This window comes from Rhodococcus sp. 06-462-5, assembly GCF_002258315.1.
Taxonomy (GTDB): Bacteria; Actinomycetota; Actinomycetes; order Mycobacteriales; family Mycobacteriaceae; genus Rhodococcoides.
The window spans coordinates 307,116-324,616 of record NZ_NOYD01000013.1 but is presented as its reverse complement, the minus strand read 5'-3'; the positions used below and the strand labels follow the sequence as shown (position 1 = coordinate 324,616).

The window sequence follows — 17,501 nt, the reverse complement described above, 5'->3', positions numbered from 1 at the left end:
GCCACCGGGGGCACTGGCGAAACATCTTCGTATGCCGTCATGGCGTAATCATCGACCGATCCACGGCATGCGTCCACTGCTGGTCGTCGGTCGGCGTGGCGTGGGAGCGGAACGAGCTGGTTTAAGCTGCGAGGGTGGAATCGATCGCACGCTGGTGGGACGGCGTCGAACTGTGGGTGACGGGTTTGCCGTTCGTGCCACAGTCGGTAGTCGTGCTGCTGGTCATCGTGCCTACCGCGTTCCTGCTGGCGCGTGTGTTCGATCGCGTGCTCGCGGTGGTTCTGCACCTGCTCGGGCGTGATGCACGGGCTGCTCGCGACGCGGAGCTGACGGGTGCGGCCACCACTACGACGAAGGATGGACAGTAATGCCTCGGTCTCGGGTCACGTTGGCGCTCATCGCGCTCTTGGTGCTGGTTGTCATCGCCTGGTTGCTGACTCGATAGCCGATTAGAGTCGGTCCGGAACCTCTGCTAGATTTCTGACCGTGTCGTCTGCCGCCGAGTACCGCGTCCGCCATCAGTTGGCGTTGATTGCTGTCGGCATGCTGGCAGTCGCCGATATCGACTGTTGTTGATTCTTCCCTTCGTCGAATCGGTTCCGTCGATCCGTTGCCCACTCGCGTACCTGTCGCGGTCGGGCGGTTCACGACGTACTTTCTGCCGTCCACGGTGATCCCGCGCTGACACTCCGCTGCGGTGTGCTCCGGTTCGATTTGGGGAATATCGACTCCTGCCCAGCTCGTACTCACTGCACACCATCATGAAAGGCCTTCTCTCGATGAGGCACAGCTCTCGCTACCTACTGACCACGTTCGCGGCCGTGGGAACCCTTCTCCTCACTGCATGCGGCGGTGGATCGAGTGACGTCGTCGGCGGTGAGCCGGACACCGCCAGCGGTCCCGCATTGACTCTCGTAGGTTACGCCGTCCCCAAGAACGGTTGGGACGCAATCGGTCCGGCGTTCGCAGCCACCGAAGACGGCGAGGGCACGGCGATCAATGCCGATTACGGCGCATCGGGTAATCAGTCGCGCAAGGTGGCCGACGGCGCACCAGCCGATATCGTCAACTTCTCGGTAGAACCCGACATCACCCGTCTGGTGCAGGCGGGCAAGGTCGACGAAGACTGGAACCAGAATGCTTACGGCGGAGTGCCGTTCGGCTCCGTGGTGACCATCGTCGTGCGCGAGGGCAACCCGAAGAACATCCGTACCTGGGACGATCTGATCAAGCCGGACGTTCAGGTGATCAGCCCCAGCCCGCTCAGCTCGGGCTCGGCCAAGTGGAACCTGCTCGCCCCGTACGCGGCGAAGAGCAACGGCGGCCAGGACAGGCAGGCCGGACTCGATTTCGTTCGCACCCTCGTCGCCGATCACTTCCCGGTTCAGCCCGAATCCGGCCGCGCCGCAACCGAAGCCTTCCTGCAGGGCCAGGGTGATGCGTTGCTCAGCTACGAAAACGAGGCGCTGCTGATCGAGGAGCAGGGGCAGAACGTGGAGCACGTGGACGTTCCCGTCACGTTCCGCATCGACAACCCCGTTGCCGTGATCAACGACAGCGCCAATCTCGATCGCGCCAATGCTCTGAACGACTTCGTCTACACCGACGAGGGCCAGAAGATCTGGGCGGAGGCCGGCTTCCGCCCGACGAACCCGGACATCGCGTCGGAGTACTCGGAGAAGTTCTTCACCCCCGAAAAGCTGTACACGATCGGTGATCTCGGTGGCTGGACCCAGGTGGACGCAGACCTGTTCGGAGACAACGGTGCCATCGCCACGATCTACCAAGACAGCACTCGGTAGAGATGTCCGTATCGAACAGTGACCGAGCGCCGTCGGAATCGGGTGCCCCGCCCCGCACGACACCTCGATTTCGTGCTGGGCGGGAAGGTCGGAAATTCCGTGGCCCGGGATCGGTCGGTCCGCTCGGCCTCGGCGTCGCGGTGTTGTGGCTCAGCGTCATCGTGCTGCTTCCCTTGGCGGCGTTGACGGTTCAGTCCTTCGACGACGGTCTCACCGGCTTCTGGAACGCGGTCACCGAGCAACGCGCCCTGGCCACCTTCAAGGTGACGCTGCAGGTGTCGGTGGCCGCGGCCGTGGTCAATCTGTTTCTCGGCACCCTCATCGCGTGGGTGCTGGTGCGGGACGAGTTCCCCGGCAAGCGATTCGTCAACGCACTGATCGATCTGCCGTTCGCGTTGCCCACCATCGTGGCCAGCCTGGTTCTGCTGTCGCTGTACGGGCCGGCGAGTCCGATCGGGTTGGTGTTCAACGCCACCAAGCCCGCGGTGATCGTCGCGCTGCTGTTCGTCACGTTGCCGTTCGTGGTGCGAGCGGTGCAACCGGTGCTGATCGAACTCGACAAGGATGTCGAGGAGGCGGCAGCGTCGCTCGGCGCGAACAATTGGACCATCTTCCGCCGCATCGTCCTGCCGGTACTGCTGCCGGCGATCCTCAGCGGCGGAGGCCTCGCATTCGCGCGCGCCATCGGCGAATTCGGGTCGGTGGTGCTCATCGGAGGCAACATTCCCAACGACACGCAGGTGGCGTCGCAGTACATCCGTGAGCTCATCGAGTACGACCGCCCCACCGACGCGGCGGCGATCTCCGTGGTGCTGCTGGCCATCGCGTTCGCAGTGTTGTTCGTGCTTCGCGTGGTGGGCAATCGCCTGGCCCGACGTGAGGAGCAGATCTCGTGAAAATCGGTCTGCCGATCAAGCTGACGCTGCGCACCGTAGCTCTGCTGTACCTCGCCGTTCTGGTGCTCTTTCCGCTCGGCACCATCCTGTTTCGCACGTTCGAGGACGGCGTCGTCACGTTCTGGGAGCAGATCACCACCCCGGCCGCGCAGTCGGCACTGCAGCTGTCGTTGTTGATCGTCGCCATAGTGGTTCCGATCAATATCGTGTTCGGTGTGGTCACCGCTCTGGCTCTCGTGCGGGGACGGTTCCGAGGCAAGGGCGTCCTGGAAGCGATCGTCGATCTGCCGTTCGCGGTGTCGCCCATCATCACCGGCGTCGCGCTGATCCTGCTGTGGGGTGCCAACGGATGGTTCGGCGGAATCGAAAGCCTCGGCTTCAAGGTCATCTTCGCGCTTCCCGGCATGGTCATCGCGACGATCTTCGTCACCCTTCCGTTCGTCGTGCGCGAGGTCGAACCCGTGCTCTACGAAATCGGTGAGGAGCAGGAGGAGGCCGCCTCGACGCTCGGAGCATCGTCGTGGCAGACGTTCTGGCGCATCACTCTTCCGGCGATCCGGTGGGGCCTGACGTACGGCGTCGTACTCACCGTCGCACGTTCGCTCGGCGAGTTCGGTGCGGTGATCATGGTCTCGACCAATCTGCCCGGCATCTCCCAAACACTCACGCTGCTGGTCAATTCCCGGTACGAGGACTTCAACCAACAGGGCGCGTACGCCGCGTCCACACTGCTCATGGCGATTGCCGTCGTCGTGCTGCTGTTGATGACGGCCCTCGACAAGAAGAGGACGAAACAATGACCGAGACATCCCCCGAGATCGAGATCTCCGTCGTCGGCGCCAACAAGCACTACGGCGACTTCGCAGCGCTCGACGATGTCAGCATCGACATTCCCAAGGGATCGCTGACGGCGCTGCTCGGGCCCAGTGGATCGGGCAAGTCCACGCTGCTGCGCTCCATCGCCGGGCTCGAACAACTCGATTCCGGCCGGGTGGTTCTCGCCGGCGAGGATGTGACGTGGGTGAGTCCGCAGCGCCGTGAAATCGGATTCGTCTTCCAGCACTACGCCGCGTTCAAGCACCTCACGGTGCGAGACAACGTCGCCTTCGGCCTGCAGATTCGCAAGCGGCCCAAGGCCGAGATCGCCAAGAAGGTCGACGAGTTGCTCGAGATCGTCGGTCTCGCCGGGTTCCAGAGTCGCTACCCGGCGCAGCTGTCCGGTGGCCAGCGACAGCGCATGGCGTTGGCCCGCGCACTCGCGGTCGACCCGCAGGTGCTGCTGCTCGACGAGCCATTCGGCGCGCTCGACGCCAAGGTGCGTGCCGATCTGCGGACGTGGCTGCGTCGACTGCACGACGAGGTCCACGTCACCACCGTGCTGGTGACCCACGATCAGGAGGAGGCGCTCGACGTCGCCGACCGGATCGCGGTGCTCAACAAGGGCCGCATCGAACAGGTCGGCAGCCCGGAGGATCTCTACGATCGCCCGGCCAACAACTTCGTGATGTCGTTCCTGGGTCAGGTCGCCAAGCTGAACGGCCTTCTGGTGCGGCCGCACGACATTCGCGTCGGGCGCGATCCGTCGTTGGCGCAGGCCCAGGCCAGCGGGACGGCCGAATCGGCCGGTGTGACGCGTGCCGTCGTCGAGCGGGTGGTGCACCTCGGCTTCGAGGTGAAGGTCGAGCTGAAGAGTGCGGCCACCGGGGAACTGTTCGCCGCGCAGATCACTCGCGGCGACAGTGAGGCACTCGGACTGCGCGAGGGTGAGACCGTCTACGTACGAGCGACCCGCGTGCCCACGATCGCCGACGCCACCGAGTCGCGTGCGACGGTGGAGTCGTAGCGCCGCGAGGCCAGTTCGGCCACGGCCGGGTGCGCGCCGATGACCTCGGCGTGCACCACGTTCGGTAGGCCTGCCACCGACGCTTCGATCCTGTCGGTGAGCAGTCCCGGGGCCAGGAACCAGGGTGCAACGACGATGCGGTCGGCTCCCAGTGCGCGCAGCTGTTCGATCGCGTCGGTGGCGGACGGGGAGACCGATGTGGCGAAGCAGGTCACGGCTCCGGCCCAGTGCGTTCCGGCGAGCAGCTTCTGCGCGATCAAACGGGTGCGTTGATTCGCCGGTGCCACCGAGGAACCGACGGCTGCCAGGGCGATGCCGACCGTCGAATCGGAGACTGTGACACCGGTATCGGCGATCCGATCACGGACTGCCTCGACGAGGAGTCGGTCGTCTCCCAGAACGTCGGCCTGCCTGATCGATACGAGCGGGTGTCGCGTCCTCGCTGCGTCCAACAGCTCGGGCAGATCGACTTTCGCGTGGAACGCTCTGCCCAGCAACATCGGAACGGCGACGATGGTTTCGTGTCCGGCAGTGGCCAGGTCGTCGACCACCTGATCGACGCGGGGTTCGGAAAGATCGAGAAACGCGACGCGCACGTCCAGGTCCGGTCGCCGCCGACGCAGGACGTCGACGGCGCGGTGGACCGCTGCGCTCGAGCGCGGGTCACGGCTGCCGTGGGCAACCGCGATCAGTGCGCTCACGCCGGAACTGCCGACCCCAGCTCGACGGCAGCCAGAGCATTGCCCACGAGCCCGGCAGCCAACGTGTTGCCACCGGCCGGATCGATCAGCAGGAAGCTGCCCGTGTGCCGGTTGACGGCGTAGTCGTCGGCCACGATGGGCTCGGCGACGCGCACGGAGATTCGGCCGATCTCGTTGAGTTCCAACGACTCCGGGCCTTCCTGTGCGGTGAGCTCCTGCTCGTCGAACCGCTCGATCAGTGTCCCGACGATGGCCTGGGTGGTGCGAGTGCCGTGCTTGAGCAACAGGCGAGCACCCGGGCGAAGCGGCTTCTCGGCGAGCCAGCACACAGTGGCCTCGAAGTCACCGATCGGCTCGGGTGCGTCCTGCGGTGATGCGATGGTGTCGCCGCGGGAGACGTCGACGTCGTCGGCGAGGACGAGGGTGACGCTGCGTCCGGCATGAGCGGTACGCAATTCGCCGTCGGCGGTGTCGATGCGCTCGACGGTCGTTCGGGTGCCGGAGGGCAGGATGACGACCTCGTCGCCGACGTCGACGGAGCCCGCCGCGACCTGGCCGGCATATCCTCGATAGTCCGGGAATTCCGCTGTGCGAGGCCGGATCACGTACTGCACGGGGAACCGCAGACCGACCCGGTGCGGTTCGGCGTCGACCGGAACCGACTCGAGGTGCTCGATGAGGGTGGGTCCGTCGTAGTACGGGGTCTTGTCGGACTTCACTGCGACGTTGTCACCGTGCAGTGCGGACACCGGGATCTCGATGACGTCCTCGCTCGACCACCCGAGGGAGGAGGTCAGCGAGTTGAACTCGGCGGAGATCTCGGCGAACACCGTTGCCGGGTCCTCGACCAGATCGATCTTGTTGACCGCGAGTACCAGGCGCGGAACGCCGAGCAGAGCGAGAACCGCTGCGTGCCTGCGAGTCTGAGTGATGACACCCTTGCGTGCATCGACCAGCAGGATGACGAGCTGAGCCGTCGACGCGCCGGAGACGGTGTTGCGGGTGTACTGCACGTGGCCGGGGGTATCGGCCAGTACGAACGAGCGGTGCGGCGTCGCGAAGTAGCGGTATGCGACGTCGATGGTGATGCCCTGTTCACGCTCGGCGCGCAGGCCGTCGACCAGTAGCGACAGGTCCGGTGTGGCCAGTCCCTTGTCCACCGAAGCCCGAGTGACGGCATCGATCTGGTCTGCCAGAACCGATTTTGTGTCGTACAACAGCCGTCCGACGAGGGTCGACTTGCCGTCGTCGACGCTACCTGCGGTGGCGAGGCGAAGAAGTTGCGTTCCTGTGCTGCTCATCAGAAGTATCCTTCTCGTTTGCGATCTTCCATGGCAGCCTCGGAGACGCGGTCGTCGCCGCGGGTGGCTCCGCGTTCGGTCAGTCGTGACGCTGCGACCTCGGCGAGGATCGCCTGGTTGTCGGCGGCCTCGGACAACACGGCACCGGTGGTGGATCCGTCGCCGACGGTGCGGTAGCGCACCGAGAGAGTCTGCAGCTCTTCGTTCTCGGCCGGCCCGCCCCACACTCCGGGCGTCATCCACATGCCGTCGCGCTGGTAGACAGGGCGCTGGTGGGCGTAGTAGATGCTGGCCAGTTCCACGTCGTCACGGGCGATGTAGCGCCAGATGTCGAGTTCGGTGAAGTTGCTGAGCGGGAACACTCGCACCTGCTCGCCGGGAGAGTGCTTGCCGTTGTACAGGTTCCACAGTTCGGGGCGCTGCTTCTTGGGCTCCCACTGCCCGAATGCGTTGCGCAGCGAGAAGATTCGTTCCTTGGCGCGGGCGCGTTCCTCGTCGCGTCGGGCACCGCCGAACACGGCATCGAACCGGTTCTCGGAGATCGCGTCGAGGAGGGGCACGGTCTGCAGCGGGTTGCGGATGCCGTCGGGGCGCTCGGTGAGACGACCGTCGGCGAGGTACTCCTCGACGCTGGCCACGTGCAGGCGCAGGTTGTACTTGGCGACCACGTGATCGCGGAAGTCCAGCACCTCCTGCAGGTTGTGGCCGGTGTCGACGTGGAGCAGTGCGAACGGCAGGGGAGCGGGCCAGAACGCCTTGATCGCCAGGTGCAGCAGGACGGTCGAGTCTTTGCCGCCGGAGAACAGGATGACGGGGCGCTCGAACTCGCCCGCCACCTCGCGGAAGATGTGGATGGCCTCGGATTCGAGTGCGTCGAGAGTGTCGAACCGATCTGCGTCGAGATGGGTTCGACCGACGGTGGCCGAGGTGAGGTCGAGTGTCATGAGGCGTGCAACCCACATTCGGTCTTGGCCTTGCCGGCCCAACGACCGCTACGCGGGTCGGCTCCGGGGGCAGGTTTGACGGTGCACGGTGCGCACCCGATGGACGGATAGCCCTCGTCGACGAGGGGATTGACCAGAATCGAATGTTCGTCGATGTAGGCCTGCATCTGCTCGTCCGACCACGGTGCGATCGGGTTGATCTTGACCAGGCCGAAGGCGTCGTCGAACGAGATCAGCGGGGCGTTGGCACGGGTGGGTGCTTCGACTCGCCGGATGCCGGTGACCCAGGCGCTGTAGTTCGCCAGTTCCTTCTTCAAGGGTGCGACCTTGCGCATCGCGCAGCACCGGTTGGGCTCGCGGGCGAACAGGTCCTTGCCCTCGATCGAATCCTGTTCGGCAACGGTCTTCTCGGCGCGGGCGTTGACCACGTGCACGCCGTAGACGGCCTCGACGGCGTCGCGCGTTCCGATGGTCTCGGCGAAGTGGTAGCCGGTGTCGAGGAACAGCACGTCCACACCGGGATGGACCTGTGCAGCGAGGTGCACGAGAACCCCGTCCTGCATGTTGGAGGCAACGATGAAGTCGTTACCGAAGTTGTCCTCGGCCCACTGCAACAGCTCCAGTGGGCTCGCCCCGTCGAGTTCGCGGGCACCGCGCTCGGCGATGTCCTTCAATTGCTCCACCGTCAAATTCAGCCTGGTACTCATCGCAAATCCGCCTCGTCTGCTCGCACGGCCCACTGAGCGAACCGTTCGCCGTCCTCGCGGTGCTTGTCGAAATTGCGCACCACTCTGTCGATGTAATCTCCCAGCTCGGAGCTGTTGACCTTGTGCTGGCGCAACTTTCGGCCGAACGCACTGTCCAGACCGAGGCTGCCTCCGAGATGAACCTGGAAACCTTCGATCTGATTCCCGTCTCCGTCGTCGACCAACTGACCCTTGAAACCGATGTCAGCGATCTGCGACCGCGCGCACGAGTTGGGGCAGCCGTTGATGTTGATCGTGATCGGAACGTCGAGTCGACTGTTGATGTCGGACAGGCGCTCTTCGAGCTCCGGTACGAGAACCTGTGAACGCTTGCGGGTTTCGGCGAACGAGAGCTTGCAGAACTCGATGCCGCTGCACGCCATCAGGTTCTTGCGCCAGTGCGAGGGTCGGGCGGGTAGGCCCAGCGCATCGAGATCGGAGATCAGCTGTTCGAGCGTCTCGTCCGGAACGTCGAGGACGATCAGCTTCTGGTACGGCGTGAATCGCACACGATCCGACCCGGCCTTCTCGGCGGCGTCGGCGACGGCGGCGAGGACGGTGCCCGAGACGCGGCCCGCGATGGGTGCCACGCCGACGGCGTTGAGGCCGTTCTTGAGTTTCTGGATCCCGACGTGATCACGGGGCCGAGCGGGCTTCTCGGGAGCCGGGCCGTCGATGAGCTTGCGGTGCAGGTACTCGTCCTCGAGGACCTGGCGGAACTTCTCGATACCCCAGTCCTTGATGAGGAACTTCAGGCGCGCCTTGGTGCGAAGCCGGCGGTAGCCGTAGTCGCGGAAGATCGAGACGACACCTTCCCAGACGTCGGGAACGTCCTCGAGCGGAACCCAGACGCCGACGCGCTGCGCGAGCATGGGGTTGGTGGACAGCCCGCCGCCGACCCACAGATCCAGTCCGGGGCCGTGCTCGGGATGGTTCACCCCGACGAAGGCGCAGTCGTTGATCTCGTGCACCACGTCCTGCAGGCCCGAGATCGCCGTCTTGAACTTGCGCGGCAGGTTCGAGTACTCGGGCTTGCCGATGTAGCGCTCGACGATCTCGTCGATGGCGGAGGTGGGGTCGAGGATCTCGTCGACGGCCTCGCCTGCGAGCGGGGAACCGAGCACCACGCGGGGGCAATCGCCGCACGCTTCGGTGGTCTTCAGGCCAACTGCTTCGATCCGACGCCAGATCTCCGGGACGTTCTCCACCTCGATCCAGTGGAACTGCACGTTCTCCCGATCGGAGAGGTCGGCGGTGTCGCGGCCGAAGTCCTGGGAGATCTGCGCCAGAGTGCGTAGCTGCTCGAGATTCAACGCTCCCGCGTCGCAGCGGATGCGCATCATGAAGTACTTGGCCTCGAGCAGATCGATGTTGTCGTCACCGGTGAAGGTGCCGTCGTAGCCCTGCTCGCGCTGGGTGTAAAGGCCCCACCAGCGGAAACGGCCACGAAGATCGCCCTTGTCGATGCTGTCGAAACCCTGCTTGGAGTAGATGTTCTCGATGCGGGCTCGTACGTTGAGCGGGTTGTCGTCCTTCTTGGACTGCTCGTTGGCGTTCAGTGGCTCCCGGTACCCCAGTGCCCACTGCCCCTCGGCTCGGCGCTTGGTCGGCCGCGGCGTGCGCTCCCGTGGTGCAACGGGGGCAGCGTCGGTGGTCGCGTCGCTGGTCGACGACATGCATTGCTCCTGCATCTTTGTGCTGGCCGGAACCCGGAAGTCGCGCAGACATTCACGCTGTCTACGACAGTGGGAAACCGGTGGATCGAATGGACGTGCTCGAAGGAGGGCTGGTCAGCAGCCGGTCGTGTGTCGACACGACGCGCTGCAGACACGGCCGAGATCGACATGGCGGCGCGCCACGAGTCGAATTCCTGAGTCGGTCACGGGAGCCATTGTGCCACGTCATCGCGGCGACGGACGACCGCGGCGGCTATTTACCCCGATTTCGAGGTAAATAGGCTGGCAGGACGAGTGGGATCGGGTGGGCCTGAACTCTGGGAGACTGGAGGGCGTGAATACCGTCGTACCCGTCCCGTCCACCTTCGAGCTGCCGGTCGAGGCATTCGACGGGGTGGGGGACCGCGCGTTCGGCATCTACGTGCACGTGCCGTTCTGCGCCACGCGGTGCGGGTACTGCGACTTCAACACCTACACGGCGGGAGAACTGGGCACATCGGCATCGCCGCAGTCCTGGTTGGAGGGCCTGCGACGGGAGTTGGACACCGCTGCAGGGCTGATTCAGGCGGGCACGGGTCGCGTTCCGACGGCAGACACCGTCTTCGTCGGCGGTGGCACGCCGTCATTGCTCGGGGGCGACGGTTTGGCCGACGTCCTGGATGCGGTCCGGTCCAGTTTCGGTCTGACCGACGGTGGCGAGGTGACCACGGAGTCCAACCCGGAATCGACGTCGCCGGAGTTCTTCGACCGGCTCCGCGGCTCGGGTTTCACTCGAATCTCGCTCGGAATGCAGTCCGCCGCACCACATGTGCTCGCCGTGCTCGATCGCACGCACACGCCGGGTCGTGCGGTCGCCGCGGCCAAGGAAGCACGTGCGGCGGGATTCGAGCACGTCAATCTGGATCTCATCTACGGCACCCCGGGTGAGCGTGACGGTGACCTGGATCAGTCTCTCGCCGCGGTGCTCGACGCCGGTGTCGACCACGTCTCGGCGTACGCACTGATCGTCGAGGACGGCACCGCGATGGCCCGTAAGGTTCGCCGAGGTGAGCTGCCTGCCCCCGACGACGACGTACTGGCGAGCCGCTACGAGCGCATCGACACGGCGTTGAACGCTGCGGGCCTGTCCTGGTACGAGGTGTCCAACTGGGCCACCGACGCCGCAGCGCAGTGCCGCCACAACATCGGCTACTGGGACGGCGGCGACTGGTGGGGCGCGGGACCGGGTGCACACAGTCACATCGGAGGTACGCGGTTCTGGAACGTCAAGCACCCGGCCGCGTATGCCGATCGCCTCGCCGCAGGTCACCTACCGGTGCTGGGCAGCGAACTGCTCAGCGCCGAGGACCGACACCTGGAGGAGCTGATGTTGACCGTGCGGCTCCGCTCGGGAGTGCCGAAAACTCTGCTGGGGCCTGCCGAGCGCGCCGCTGCCGAGCAAACCGTCGCGGACGGGTTGATGGTGGCCCGGGGTGACCGTCTCGTGCTGACCGACCGAGGCAGACTGCTGGCCGACGCGGTGGTGCGCACCATCGCAGCCGCCTGAGAAACCTGGCTCAGGCTCCGAGGGCGTCGTAGTCGAACACCCTGGCGTGCAACACAGTTCGATTTCTCAGTGCCGCACGCACAGCGCGGTGCAAGCCGTCCTCGAGATAGATGACGCCGCGGAACTGCACCGCGTGGGGAAACAGATCGCCGTAGAAGGTGGAGTCCTCGGACAACAACCTGTCCAACTCGAGCACCTTGGTGGTGGTGACGATCTCGTCCAGGCGGAGCTGGCGCGGCGGGATCCTCGACCAGTCTCGGATGGACAGACCGTGCTCGGGGTACGGCTTTCCGTCACGAACACCTTTGAAGATCATCGCTAGCCTCGAGCCGCTGGACCGAATCGAAAGAACGTTTCCACTCGGACCACAGTAAGGCCTTGCACGAGCATGCGTTCGCCGGCTACTAGACTCGAGCGACGATTGGAAACGAGAACGGAGGTGGGCACCGATGTCGAGCACCGACGACAGACGGTTCGAGGTTCTACGAGCGATCGTGGCGGACTACGTGTCCACCCAGGAACCCGTCGGTTCACGTGCCCTGGTCGAGCGCCACAACCTGGGAGTGTCCAGTGCAACGGTGCGCAACGACATGGCCGTGCTCGAGGCCGAGGGCTACATCGCCCAGCCGCACACCAGTTCCGGCCGGGTGCCTACCGACAAGGGCTACCGGCAGTTCGTCGACCGGATAGCCGACGTCAAGCCGCTGTCGGCGGCCGAACGTCGCGCCATCCTGGAGTTCCTCGAGAACGGCGTCGACCTGGACGACGTGTTGCGACGCGGTGTCCGGTTGTTGGCTCAGCTGACCCGTCAGGTAGCCGTGGTGCAGTACCCCACGCTGTCGGCGTCCTCGGTTCGTCACCTTGAAGTGGTGGCGCTCACTCCGGCCCGGCTGCTGCTGGTGCTCATCACCGACTCCGGGCGGGTCGATCAGCGCATCGTCGAACTCGGTGACGTGATCGACGACGAGAATCTGGCTCAGCTTCGGCGTCTTCTCGGTGGTGCGCTGGAGGGCAAGCGGCTGGCGGCGGCGTCGGCTGCGGTGGCCGAACTGGCCGAGAACGCTCCACCCGCGCTGCGCGACGCGATGATTCGTTCGGCAACGGTGCTGGTGGAATCACTCGTCGAGCATCCCGAGGAACGCCTGGTACTCGGCGGGACGGCGAACCTGACGCGCAACGCCGCGGATTTCGCAGGCGACGCAGGGTTTCCCGGATCGCTCAGGGCGGTACTCGAGGCGCTGGAAGAGCAAGTGGTCGTCCTCAAGCTCCTCGCCGTGACGCAGGACACTCGCACCGTCACGGTGCGGATCGGCGAGGAGACGCAGGTCGAGGAGATGCGCGGAACATCGGTGATTTCCACCGGGTACGGGTCGGCTGGCATGGTCCTCGGAGGAATGGGTGTTCTCGGGCCGACCCGAATGGACTACCCAGGAACAATTGCGTCGGTCGCCGCGGTTGCCAGGTACATCGGCGAGGTCCTGGCCGAGCGCTGAGACGAGCGAGAACCGATCGAACGCCGGCAGCGGGGGCACGGGCGGCCGGCACACAGCTTCATCGAACGAGATTCATCTTCTAGGACGAAAGAGACGACGTGGCACGGGATTATTACGGGACTTTGGGCGTCGGCCAGCAGGCGACGGACCAGGAGATCAAGCGCGCCTACCGCAAGCTGGCGCGAGAACTGCACCCGGACGTCAACCCGGACGAGGCTGCGCAGGCTCGGTTCAAGGACATCTCCACCGCATACGAGGTGCTCTCCGATCCGGAGAAGCGTCGCATCGTCGACCTCGGCGGCGACCCGCTGCAGCAGGGCGGCGGAGGCGGCGGTGGCGGATTCGGTGGAGCCGGATTCGGCGGTGGCCTGGGAGATGTGTTCGAGGCGTTCTTCGGCGGCGGCGCGGGCGGATCCCAGCGCGGGCCCAAGGGCCGCGTGCAGCCGGGAGCGGACTCGCTGCTGCGGACCAAGCTCACCCTCGACGAGTGCGCCACGGGCGTGACCAAGCACATCACCGTCGACACGGCGATCCTCTGCGACCTGTGCACGGGCTCGGGCACCAACGGTGACTCGAAGCCGGTCCGCTGCGACACCTGCGGCGGTGCCGGTGAAGTGCAGTCGGTACAGCGCTCGTTCCTCGGCCAGGTCATGACCAGCCGCCCGTGCCCCACCTGCCGCGGCGCAGGCGAGACCATCCCCGACCCCTGCCGCAAGTGCGGCGGTGACGGTCGCGTCCGGTCGCGTCGCGACATCTCGGTCAAGGTGCCGGTCGGCGTGAGCAACGGCATGCGGATCCGACTGGCCTCTCAGGGTGAGGTCGGTCCGGGCGGCGGACCCGCGGGAGACCTGTACGTGGAGATCGTCGAACAGCAGCACGAGGTGTTCGTACGCGACGGTGACGACCTGCACTGCACCGTCCGTGTCCCGATGGTCGACGCGGCACTCGGCACCTCGGTCAACATCGACGCGATCATCGACGGACCAACCGAGATCTCCATCGAGCAAGGCACACAACCGAATTCGACGACGGTGCTACGCGGTCACGGCATGCCCAAGCTGCGGTCCGGCATTCGCGGCGACCTGCACGCCCACCTCGAGGTCATCGTGCCGACCAAGCTCGACAGCAAGCAGACCCACCTGCTCGAACAGCTCAGGTCGATGCGCGACCGCGACTCGGCGGAGGTCGTCACCACCGGTTCGGCGCACAGCGGCGGCCTGTTCTCGCGGTTGCGGGAAGCCTTCAGCGGTCGCTGATCGATGGCCCCCACGGTCTTCTACCTCTCGCCCCTGCCGAACGTCGGGGAGCTCGCCGTGCTGGACGGCAAGGAAGGGCACCATGCCGCGACGGTACGACGCATCCGCGTCGGCGAGCGGGTGCTGCTCGGTGACGGAGCCGGCGGCCTGGCCGACACGGTCGTCGCCGCAGCCGAGAAGAACCGACTGGAACTGACCGTGCAAGCGCGCAGCGAGATGCCGCGTCCCACCCCGATGGTGACGCTGGTGCAGGCATTGCCGAAGGCGGATCGATCGGAACTCGCCGTCGAGCTGGCCACCGAAGCGGGCGTCGATGCCGTCGTGCCGTGGCAGTCCGCGCGATGCGTCGCACGGTGGGAGGGCCCGAAGGCATCCAAGGGTGTCGCGAAGTGGCGGAGCACCGCGGCCGAAGCCGCCAAGCAGTCGCGTCGGGCATACATCCCCGAGGTCTCCGAGTTGCACGATTCGCGCGAGGTGAACGCCTTCGTGCGCGGTGTCGTGGAGCGCGGTGGAATCGTCGCCGTGCTGCACGAGGCAGCCACCTCGGCGTTCCGGGACCTGCCGTTCGACGCGGTGCCCGAGGTCGCGATCGTCGTCGGACCCGAGGGAGGGCTCGACGACCGAGAGGTGACCGCGCTGACCGAAGCAGGCGCAACCCCGGTCGTGCTGGGCCCGACGGTGCTGCGGACCTCGACGGCAGGAGCGGTGGCCCTCGGCGCACTGGGGGTTCTGACCTCACGGTGGGCACAGTTGCCGCCCGACTTCCAGAACGCATGAGCGCTCGGATCAAGATCGCCTACGGCGATCACCCGGAGCAGTTCGGCCACCTCTACCTGCCGGCCGAACCCGTCGACGACACGACCCCGGTGGTCGTGGTGGTGCACGGCGGATTCTGGAGCGGACAGTACGGATCCAATCTGGGCACCCAGTTCGCCCGCGCAGTCGCCGGAGCCGGAGCGGTGGCGTGGAACATCGAGTACCGCCGCGTCGGCGCAGGCGGCCATTGGCCGGAGATGCAGTCCGACGTGACCGCGGCACTCGACGTGGTCGCCGGGGAACTGCAGCAGCACGCCCCGGTGGGAATCGACGACGTACGTGTCATCGGGCACTCCGCAGGCGGGCACCTGGCCGTGTGGCTCGGCGGCGAGACCGGCACCGAGGTCCGCCCGTCGCGCATCGTCTCGCAGGCCGGCGTTCTCGATCTCGAACCTCGAGGTGCGTCGGGCCGCACCAACCCGGCGGTCGAGGCGCTGTTGCAAGCCCGGTACGAGGACGATCCCGACCTGTACCGCTCGGCCTCACCGGCTGCACGTGTACCCATCGGCATCCCGACGATCGCCCTGCACGGATCAGAGGACGTCCAGGTCCCCGCGGCGCAGAGCGAGAGGTACGTCGCGCTGGCGCGCGCTGCCGGAGACGACGCGCGGCTGACGATCGTGCCGGGGGAAGACCACTTCGCTTTCCTGAATCCCGATTCCCGGTGCTGGGCGCTCTCACTCGACGCGGTGCTCGGTGCCACCAGCGAGTAATGGGAATGCGCATCGTTGCTGCGGCGTTAAACTCGATCCATACCAAGTGCACGTCCGAGAAGCCGACACCAGAGAGCAGGCCATAGCCACCACGTGAGTGAACACAGCGAATTTCCCGCCGAGCGTGACGTTCGGTCCACCCTGGAACTCGCCCCCGAAGCGGTGATGCCACTGCTGGGACAGTCCGACGAGAACCTGCGGGCGCTCGAGCAGATGCTGACGGCAGACATCCACGTACGAGGAAACGCCGTGACGCTCACCGGAAAAGTGGCCGATGTGGCCCTCGCCGAACGGGTGATCTCCGAGTTGGCCGCGCTGGCCAAGCGCGCTCAGCCACTGACTCCCGATGCGGTGCGCCGATCGATCGCCATGCTCACGGAGGGCGTCGCCGATTCGCCGGCCGAGGTGCTGAGCCTGGACATCCTCTCGCGCCGCGGCAAGACGATCCGGCCCAAGACGCTGAACCAGAAGCGGTACGTGGATGCGATCGACGCCAACACCATCGTGTTCGGCATCGGCCCCGCCGGTACCGGCAAGACGTACCTGGCGATGGCGAAGGCCGTGCAGGCACTGCAGACCAAGCAGGTCAGCCGCATCATCCTGACGCGTCCGGCAGTGGAGGCGGGGGAGCGGCTGGGATTCCTCCCCGGAACCCTGCACGAGAAGATCGACCCGTACCTGCGGCCGTTGCACGATGCGTTGCACGACATGATGGACGACGAAGCGATTCCCAAGCTGATGCAGGCCGGGGTCATCGAAGTCGCCCCGCTCGCCTACATGCGTGGCCGCACGCTCAACGATGCATTCATCATTCTCGACGAGGCACAGAACACCACCGCCGAGCAGATGAAGATGTTCCTGACGCGACTCGGATTCGGATCGAAGATCGTCGTCACAGGCGACGTCACCCAGGTCGACCTTCCCGGAGGCGCGCGATCCGGATTGCGTGCGGCGTCGGAGATCCTCACCGACGTCGACGACATACACTTCGCGCAGCTCACCAGCAGCGACGTGGTGCGACACCGATTGGTCTCGGAGATCGTCGACGCGTACGAGCGGTTCGAGTCGACATCGGAAGGCGTCATTCCCAATCGGGCGCAACGCCGAACCGGTGGACCGCGTTCGGCGAGAAGATGATTCAGGCGTACGGACCGACAGATGCAGGCAACGAGAGCGTGGGTAGTGGCTAGATGAGTATCGAAGTGTCCAACGAGTCGGGGATGGACATCTCCGAACCCGAGCTGGTCTCGGTCGCACGGTTCGCGATCGCCGGCATGGACGTGCATCCCGCCGCGGAACTGTCGATGGTGCTGGTGGATTCGGCCACGATGGCAGATCTGCACATGCGGTGGATGGATCTGCCCGGCCCCACCGACGTGATGTCGTTTCCGATGGACGAGCTGGAGCCGGGCGGTCGTCCCGATGCGCCCGAGCCCGGACCGGCGATGCTCGGCGACATCGTGCTGTGCCCGTCGTTCGCCGCGGATCAGGCTGCCGCAGCGGGGCATTCGCTCGAACACGAGCTGGCGTTGCTGACCGTGCACGGTGTACTGCACCTGCTCGGCTACGACCACGCCGAGCCGGACGAAGAGAAGGAAATGTTCGAGCTGCAGAACCGGCTGCTGGCCGAGTGGTACGAGGACGCCAGGCGCGCGGAACAGGCTGCCGAACAGGCCGCTCGCGATGCCCGGCTCCTCGGCAAGGCCGGTTTCGTCGACGGACTCGATCGATGATCTGCGTCGTCGAACAGGTGGAAGTGTGGGGTCGT

At 65.8% G+C, this 17,501-nt stretch carries 19 protein-coding genes; 13 read left to right on the top strand and 6 right to left on the bottom strand.

Annotated features, from left to right (window positions below; translation table 11 throughout):
• Positions 1-134 precede the first annotated feature (134 nt).
• The 6 genes from CH251_RS08875 to CH251_RS08850 all read left to right on the top strand — a co-directional run bounded on the left by CH251_RS08875 (position 135) and on the right by CH251_RS08850 (position 4,541).
• Positions 135-368, top strand: a complete 234-nt coding sequence (locus CH251_RS08875; RefSeq protein ID WP_094612791.1) for a hypothetical protein — start codon at positions 135-137, stop codon at positions 366-368.
• Between the two features lie 118 nt (positions 369-486).
• Positions 487-576 (top strand): Ms4533A family Cys-rich leader peptide, encoded by a 90-nt coding sequence (locus CH251_RS28235; protein WP_310180897.1) that lies wholly within the window; start codon positions 487-489, stop codon positions 574-576.
• A 203-nt stretch (positions 577-779) separates the two neighbouring features.
• Positions 780-1,802, top strand: coding sequence for a sulfate ABC transporter substrate-binding protein (locus tag CH251_RS08865; protein ID WP_094612949.1), 1,023 nt, complete (start codon positions 780-782; stop codon positions 1,800-1,802).
• 2 nt (positions 1,803-1,804) lie between these two features.
• Positions 1,805-2,698 (top strand): sulfate ABC transporter permease subunit CysT, encoded by an 894-nt coding sequence (cysT, locus tag CH251_RS08860; RefSeq protein ID WP_256978916.1) that lies wholly within the window; start codon positions 1,805-1,807, stop codon positions 2,696-2,698.
• Positions 2,695-3,498: a sulfate ABC transporter permease subunit CysW gene (cysW, locus tag CH251_RS08855; protein ID WP_094612789.1), complete on the top strand. Its 804-nt coding sequence runs from the start codon at positions 2,695-2,697 to the stop codon at positions 3,496-3,498. The genes cysT and cysW overlap by 4 nt, the downstream gene beginning before the upstream one ends.
• Positions 3,495-4,541, top strand: a complete 1,047-nt coding sequence (locus CH251_RS08850) for a sulfate/molybdate ABC transporter ATP-binding protein (RefSeq protein WP_094612788.1) — start codon at positions 3,495-3,497, stop codon at positions 4,539-4,541. The genes cysW and CH251_RS08850 overlap by 4 nt, the downstream gene beginning before the upstream one ends.
• On the opposite strand, the gene CH251_RS08845 is transcribed toward CH251_RS08850, so the two are convergent.
• Genes CH251_RS08845 through CH251_RS08825 form a run of 5 tightly spaced genes read right to left on the bottom strand, consistent with a single transcriptional unit; the run spans position 4,472 to position 9,909 of the window.
• Positions 4,472-5,242 carry a sirohydrochlorin chelatase gene (locus CH251_RS08845; protein WP_094612787.1) on the bottom strand — a complete coding sequence of 257 codons (771 nt, stop codon included), beginning with the start codon at positions 5,240-5,242 and terminating at the stop codon, positions 4,472-4,474. The genes CH251_RS08850 and CH251_RS08845 overlap by 70 nt on opposite strands.
• Positions 5,239-6,543, bottom strand: coding sequence for a sulfate adenylyltransferase subunit 1 (locus CH251_RS08840; RefSeq protein ID WP_094612786.1), 1,305 nt, complete (start codon positions 6,541-6,543; stop codon positions 5,239-5,241). Before CH251_RS08840 ends, CH251_RS08845 begins: the two co-directional genes overlap by 4 nt.
• Positions 6,543-7,487, bottom strand: a complete 945-nt coding sequence (gene cysD, locus CH251_RS08835) for a sulfate adenylyltransferase subunit CysD (protein WP_037193075.1) — start codon at positions 7,485-7,487, stop codon at positions 6,543-6,545. The genes CH251_RS08840 and cysD overlap by 1 nt, the downstream gene beginning before the upstream one ends.
• Positions 7,484-8,194, bottom strand: a complete 711-nt coding sequence (locus CH251_RS08830; RefSeq protein WP_094612948.1) for a phosphoadenylyl-sulfate reductase — start codon at positions 8,192-8,194, stop codon at positions 7,484-7,486. The genes cysD and CH251_RS08830 overlap by 4 nt, the downstream gene beginning before the upstream one ends.
• Positions 8,191-9,909, bottom strand: coding sequence for a nitrite/sulfite reductase (locus CH251_RS08825; protein WP_094612785.1), 1,719 nt, complete (start codon positions 9,907-9,909; stop codon positions 8,191-8,193). Before CH251_RS08825 ends, CH251_RS08830 begins: the two co-directional genes overlap by 4 nt.
• Before the next feature lie 334 nt (positions 9,910-10,243).
• Here CH251_RS08825 and hemW point away from each other — a divergent pair, with 334 nt between their 5' ends.
• The gene (gene hemW, locus CH251_RS08820; RefSeq protein ID WP_094612784.1) at positions 10,244-11,455 is read left to right on the top strand and encodes a radical SAM family heme chaperone HemW; all 1,212 of its coding nucleotides are present in this window, start codon (positions 10,244-10,246) and stop codon (positions 11,453-11,455) included.
• 10 nt (positions 11,456-11,465) lie between these two features.
• Here hemW and CH251_RS08815 read toward each other — a convergent pair whose 3' ends face one another.
• Positions 11,466-11,771, bottom strand: coding sequence for a type II toxin-antitoxin system VapB family antitoxin (locus CH251_RS08815; RefSeq protein ID WP_008715485.1), 306 nt, complete (start codon positions 11,769-11,771; stop codon positions 11,466-11,468).
• Between the two features lie 133 nt (positions 11,772-11,904).
• Between CH251_RS08815 and hrcA the strand changes: the two genes are divergently transcribed.
• From hrcA to ybeY, 6 genes are all read left to right on the top strand, one after another.
• The gene (gene hrcA, locus CH251_RS08810) at positions 11,905-12,948 is read left to right on the top strand and encodes a heat-inducible transcriptional repressor HrcA (RefSeq protein ID WP_027497502.1); all 1,044 of its coding nucleotides are present in this window, start codon (positions 11,905-11,907) and stop codon (positions 12,946-12,948) included.
• 98 nt (positions 12,949-13,046) lie between these two features.
• A complete protein-coding gene (gene dnaJ / locus CH251_RS08805) occupies positions 13,047-14,204 on the top strand; it encodes a molecular chaperone DnaJ (RefSeq protein WP_094612783.1) in 1,158 nt (385 codons plus the stop codon).
• Positions 14,205-14,207: 3 nt separating this feature from the next.
• Positions 14,208-14,981, top strand: a complete 774-nt coding sequence (locus CH251_RS08800; RefSeq protein WP_094612782.1) for a 16S rRNA (uracil(1498)-N(3))-methyltransferase — start codon at positions 14,208-14,210, stop codon at positions 14,979-14,981.
• The gene (locus CH251_RS08795) at positions 14,978-15,733 is read left to right on the top strand and encodes a S9 family peptidase (protein ID WP_094612781.1); all 756 of its coding nucleotides are present in this window, start codon (positions 14,978-14,980) and stop codon (positions 15,731-15,733) included. Before CH251_RS08800 ends, CH251_RS08795 begins: the two co-directional genes overlap by 4 nt.
• Before the next feature lie 93 nt (positions 15,734-15,826).
• Positions 15,827-16,870 (top strand): PhoH family protein, encoded by a 1,044-nt coding sequence (locus CH251_RS08790; protein WP_094612780.1) that lies wholly within the window; start codon positions 15,827-15,829, stop codon positions 16,868-16,870.
• A gap of 53 nt (positions 16,871-16,923) precedes the next feature.
• Positions 16,924-17,466: an rRNA maturation RNase YbeY gene (gene ybeY / locus CH251_RS08785; protein ID WP_032394543.1), complete on the top strand. Its 543-nt coding sequence runs from the start codon at positions 16,924-16,926 to the stop codon at positions 17,464-17,466.
• Positions 17,467-17,501: the final 35 nt, after the last annotated feature.

What these genes read in the sequence shown, in the direction of transcription:
- CH251_RS08865 (WP_094612949.1), top strand. Translation starts at nt 780, where the DNA reads ATGAGGCACAGCTCTCGCTACCTACTGACCACGTTCGCGGCCGTGGGA.
- cysT (WP_256978916.1), top strand. Translation starts at nt 1,805, where the DNA reads ATGTCCGTATCGAACAGTGACCGAGCGCCGTCGGAATCGGGTGCCCCG.
- CH251_RS08850 (WP_094612788.1), top strand. Translation starts at nt 3,495, where the DNA reads ATGACCGAGACATCCCCCGAGATCGAGATCTCCGTCGTCGGCGCCAAC.
- CH251_RS08840 (WP_094612786.1), bottom strand. Translation starts at nt 6,543, where the DNA reads ATGAGCAGCACAGGAACGCAACTTCTTCGCCTCGCCACCGCAGGTAGC.
- cysD (WP_037193075.1), bottom strand. Translation starts at nt 7,487, where the DNA reads ATGACACTCGACCTCACCTCGGCCACCGTCGGTCGAACCCATCTCGAC.
- CH251_RS08830 (WP_094612948.1), bottom strand. Translation starts at nt 8,194, where the DNA reads ATGAGTACCAGGCTGAATTTGACGGTGGAGCAATTGAAGGACATCGCC.
- CH251_RS08825 (WP_094612785.1), bottom strand. Translation starts at nt 9,909, where the DNA reads ATGTCGTCGACCAGCGACGCGACCACCGACGCTGCCCCCGTTGCACCA.
- CH251_RS08815 (WP_008715485.1), bottom strand. Translation starts at nt 11,771, where the DNA reads ATGATCTTCAAAGGTGTTCGTGACGGAAAGCCGTACCCCGAGCACGGT.
- hrcA (WP_027497502.1), top strand. Translation starts at nt 11,905, where the DNA reads ATGTCGAGCACCGACGACAGACGGTTCGAGGTTCTACGAGCGATCGTG.
- CH251_RS08800 (WP_094612782.1), top strand. Translation starts at nt 14,208, where the DNA reads ATGGCCCCCACGGTCTTCTACCTCTCGCCCCTGCCGAACGTCGGGGAG.
- CH251_RS08795 (WP_094612781.1), top strand. Translation starts at nt 14,978, where the DNA reads ATGAGCGCTCGGATCAAGATCGCCTACGGCGATCACCCGGAGCAGTTC.
- ybeY (WP_032394543.1), top strand. Translation starts at nt 16,924, where the DNA reads ATGAGTATCGAAGTGTCCAACGAGTCGGGGATGGACATCTCCGAACCC.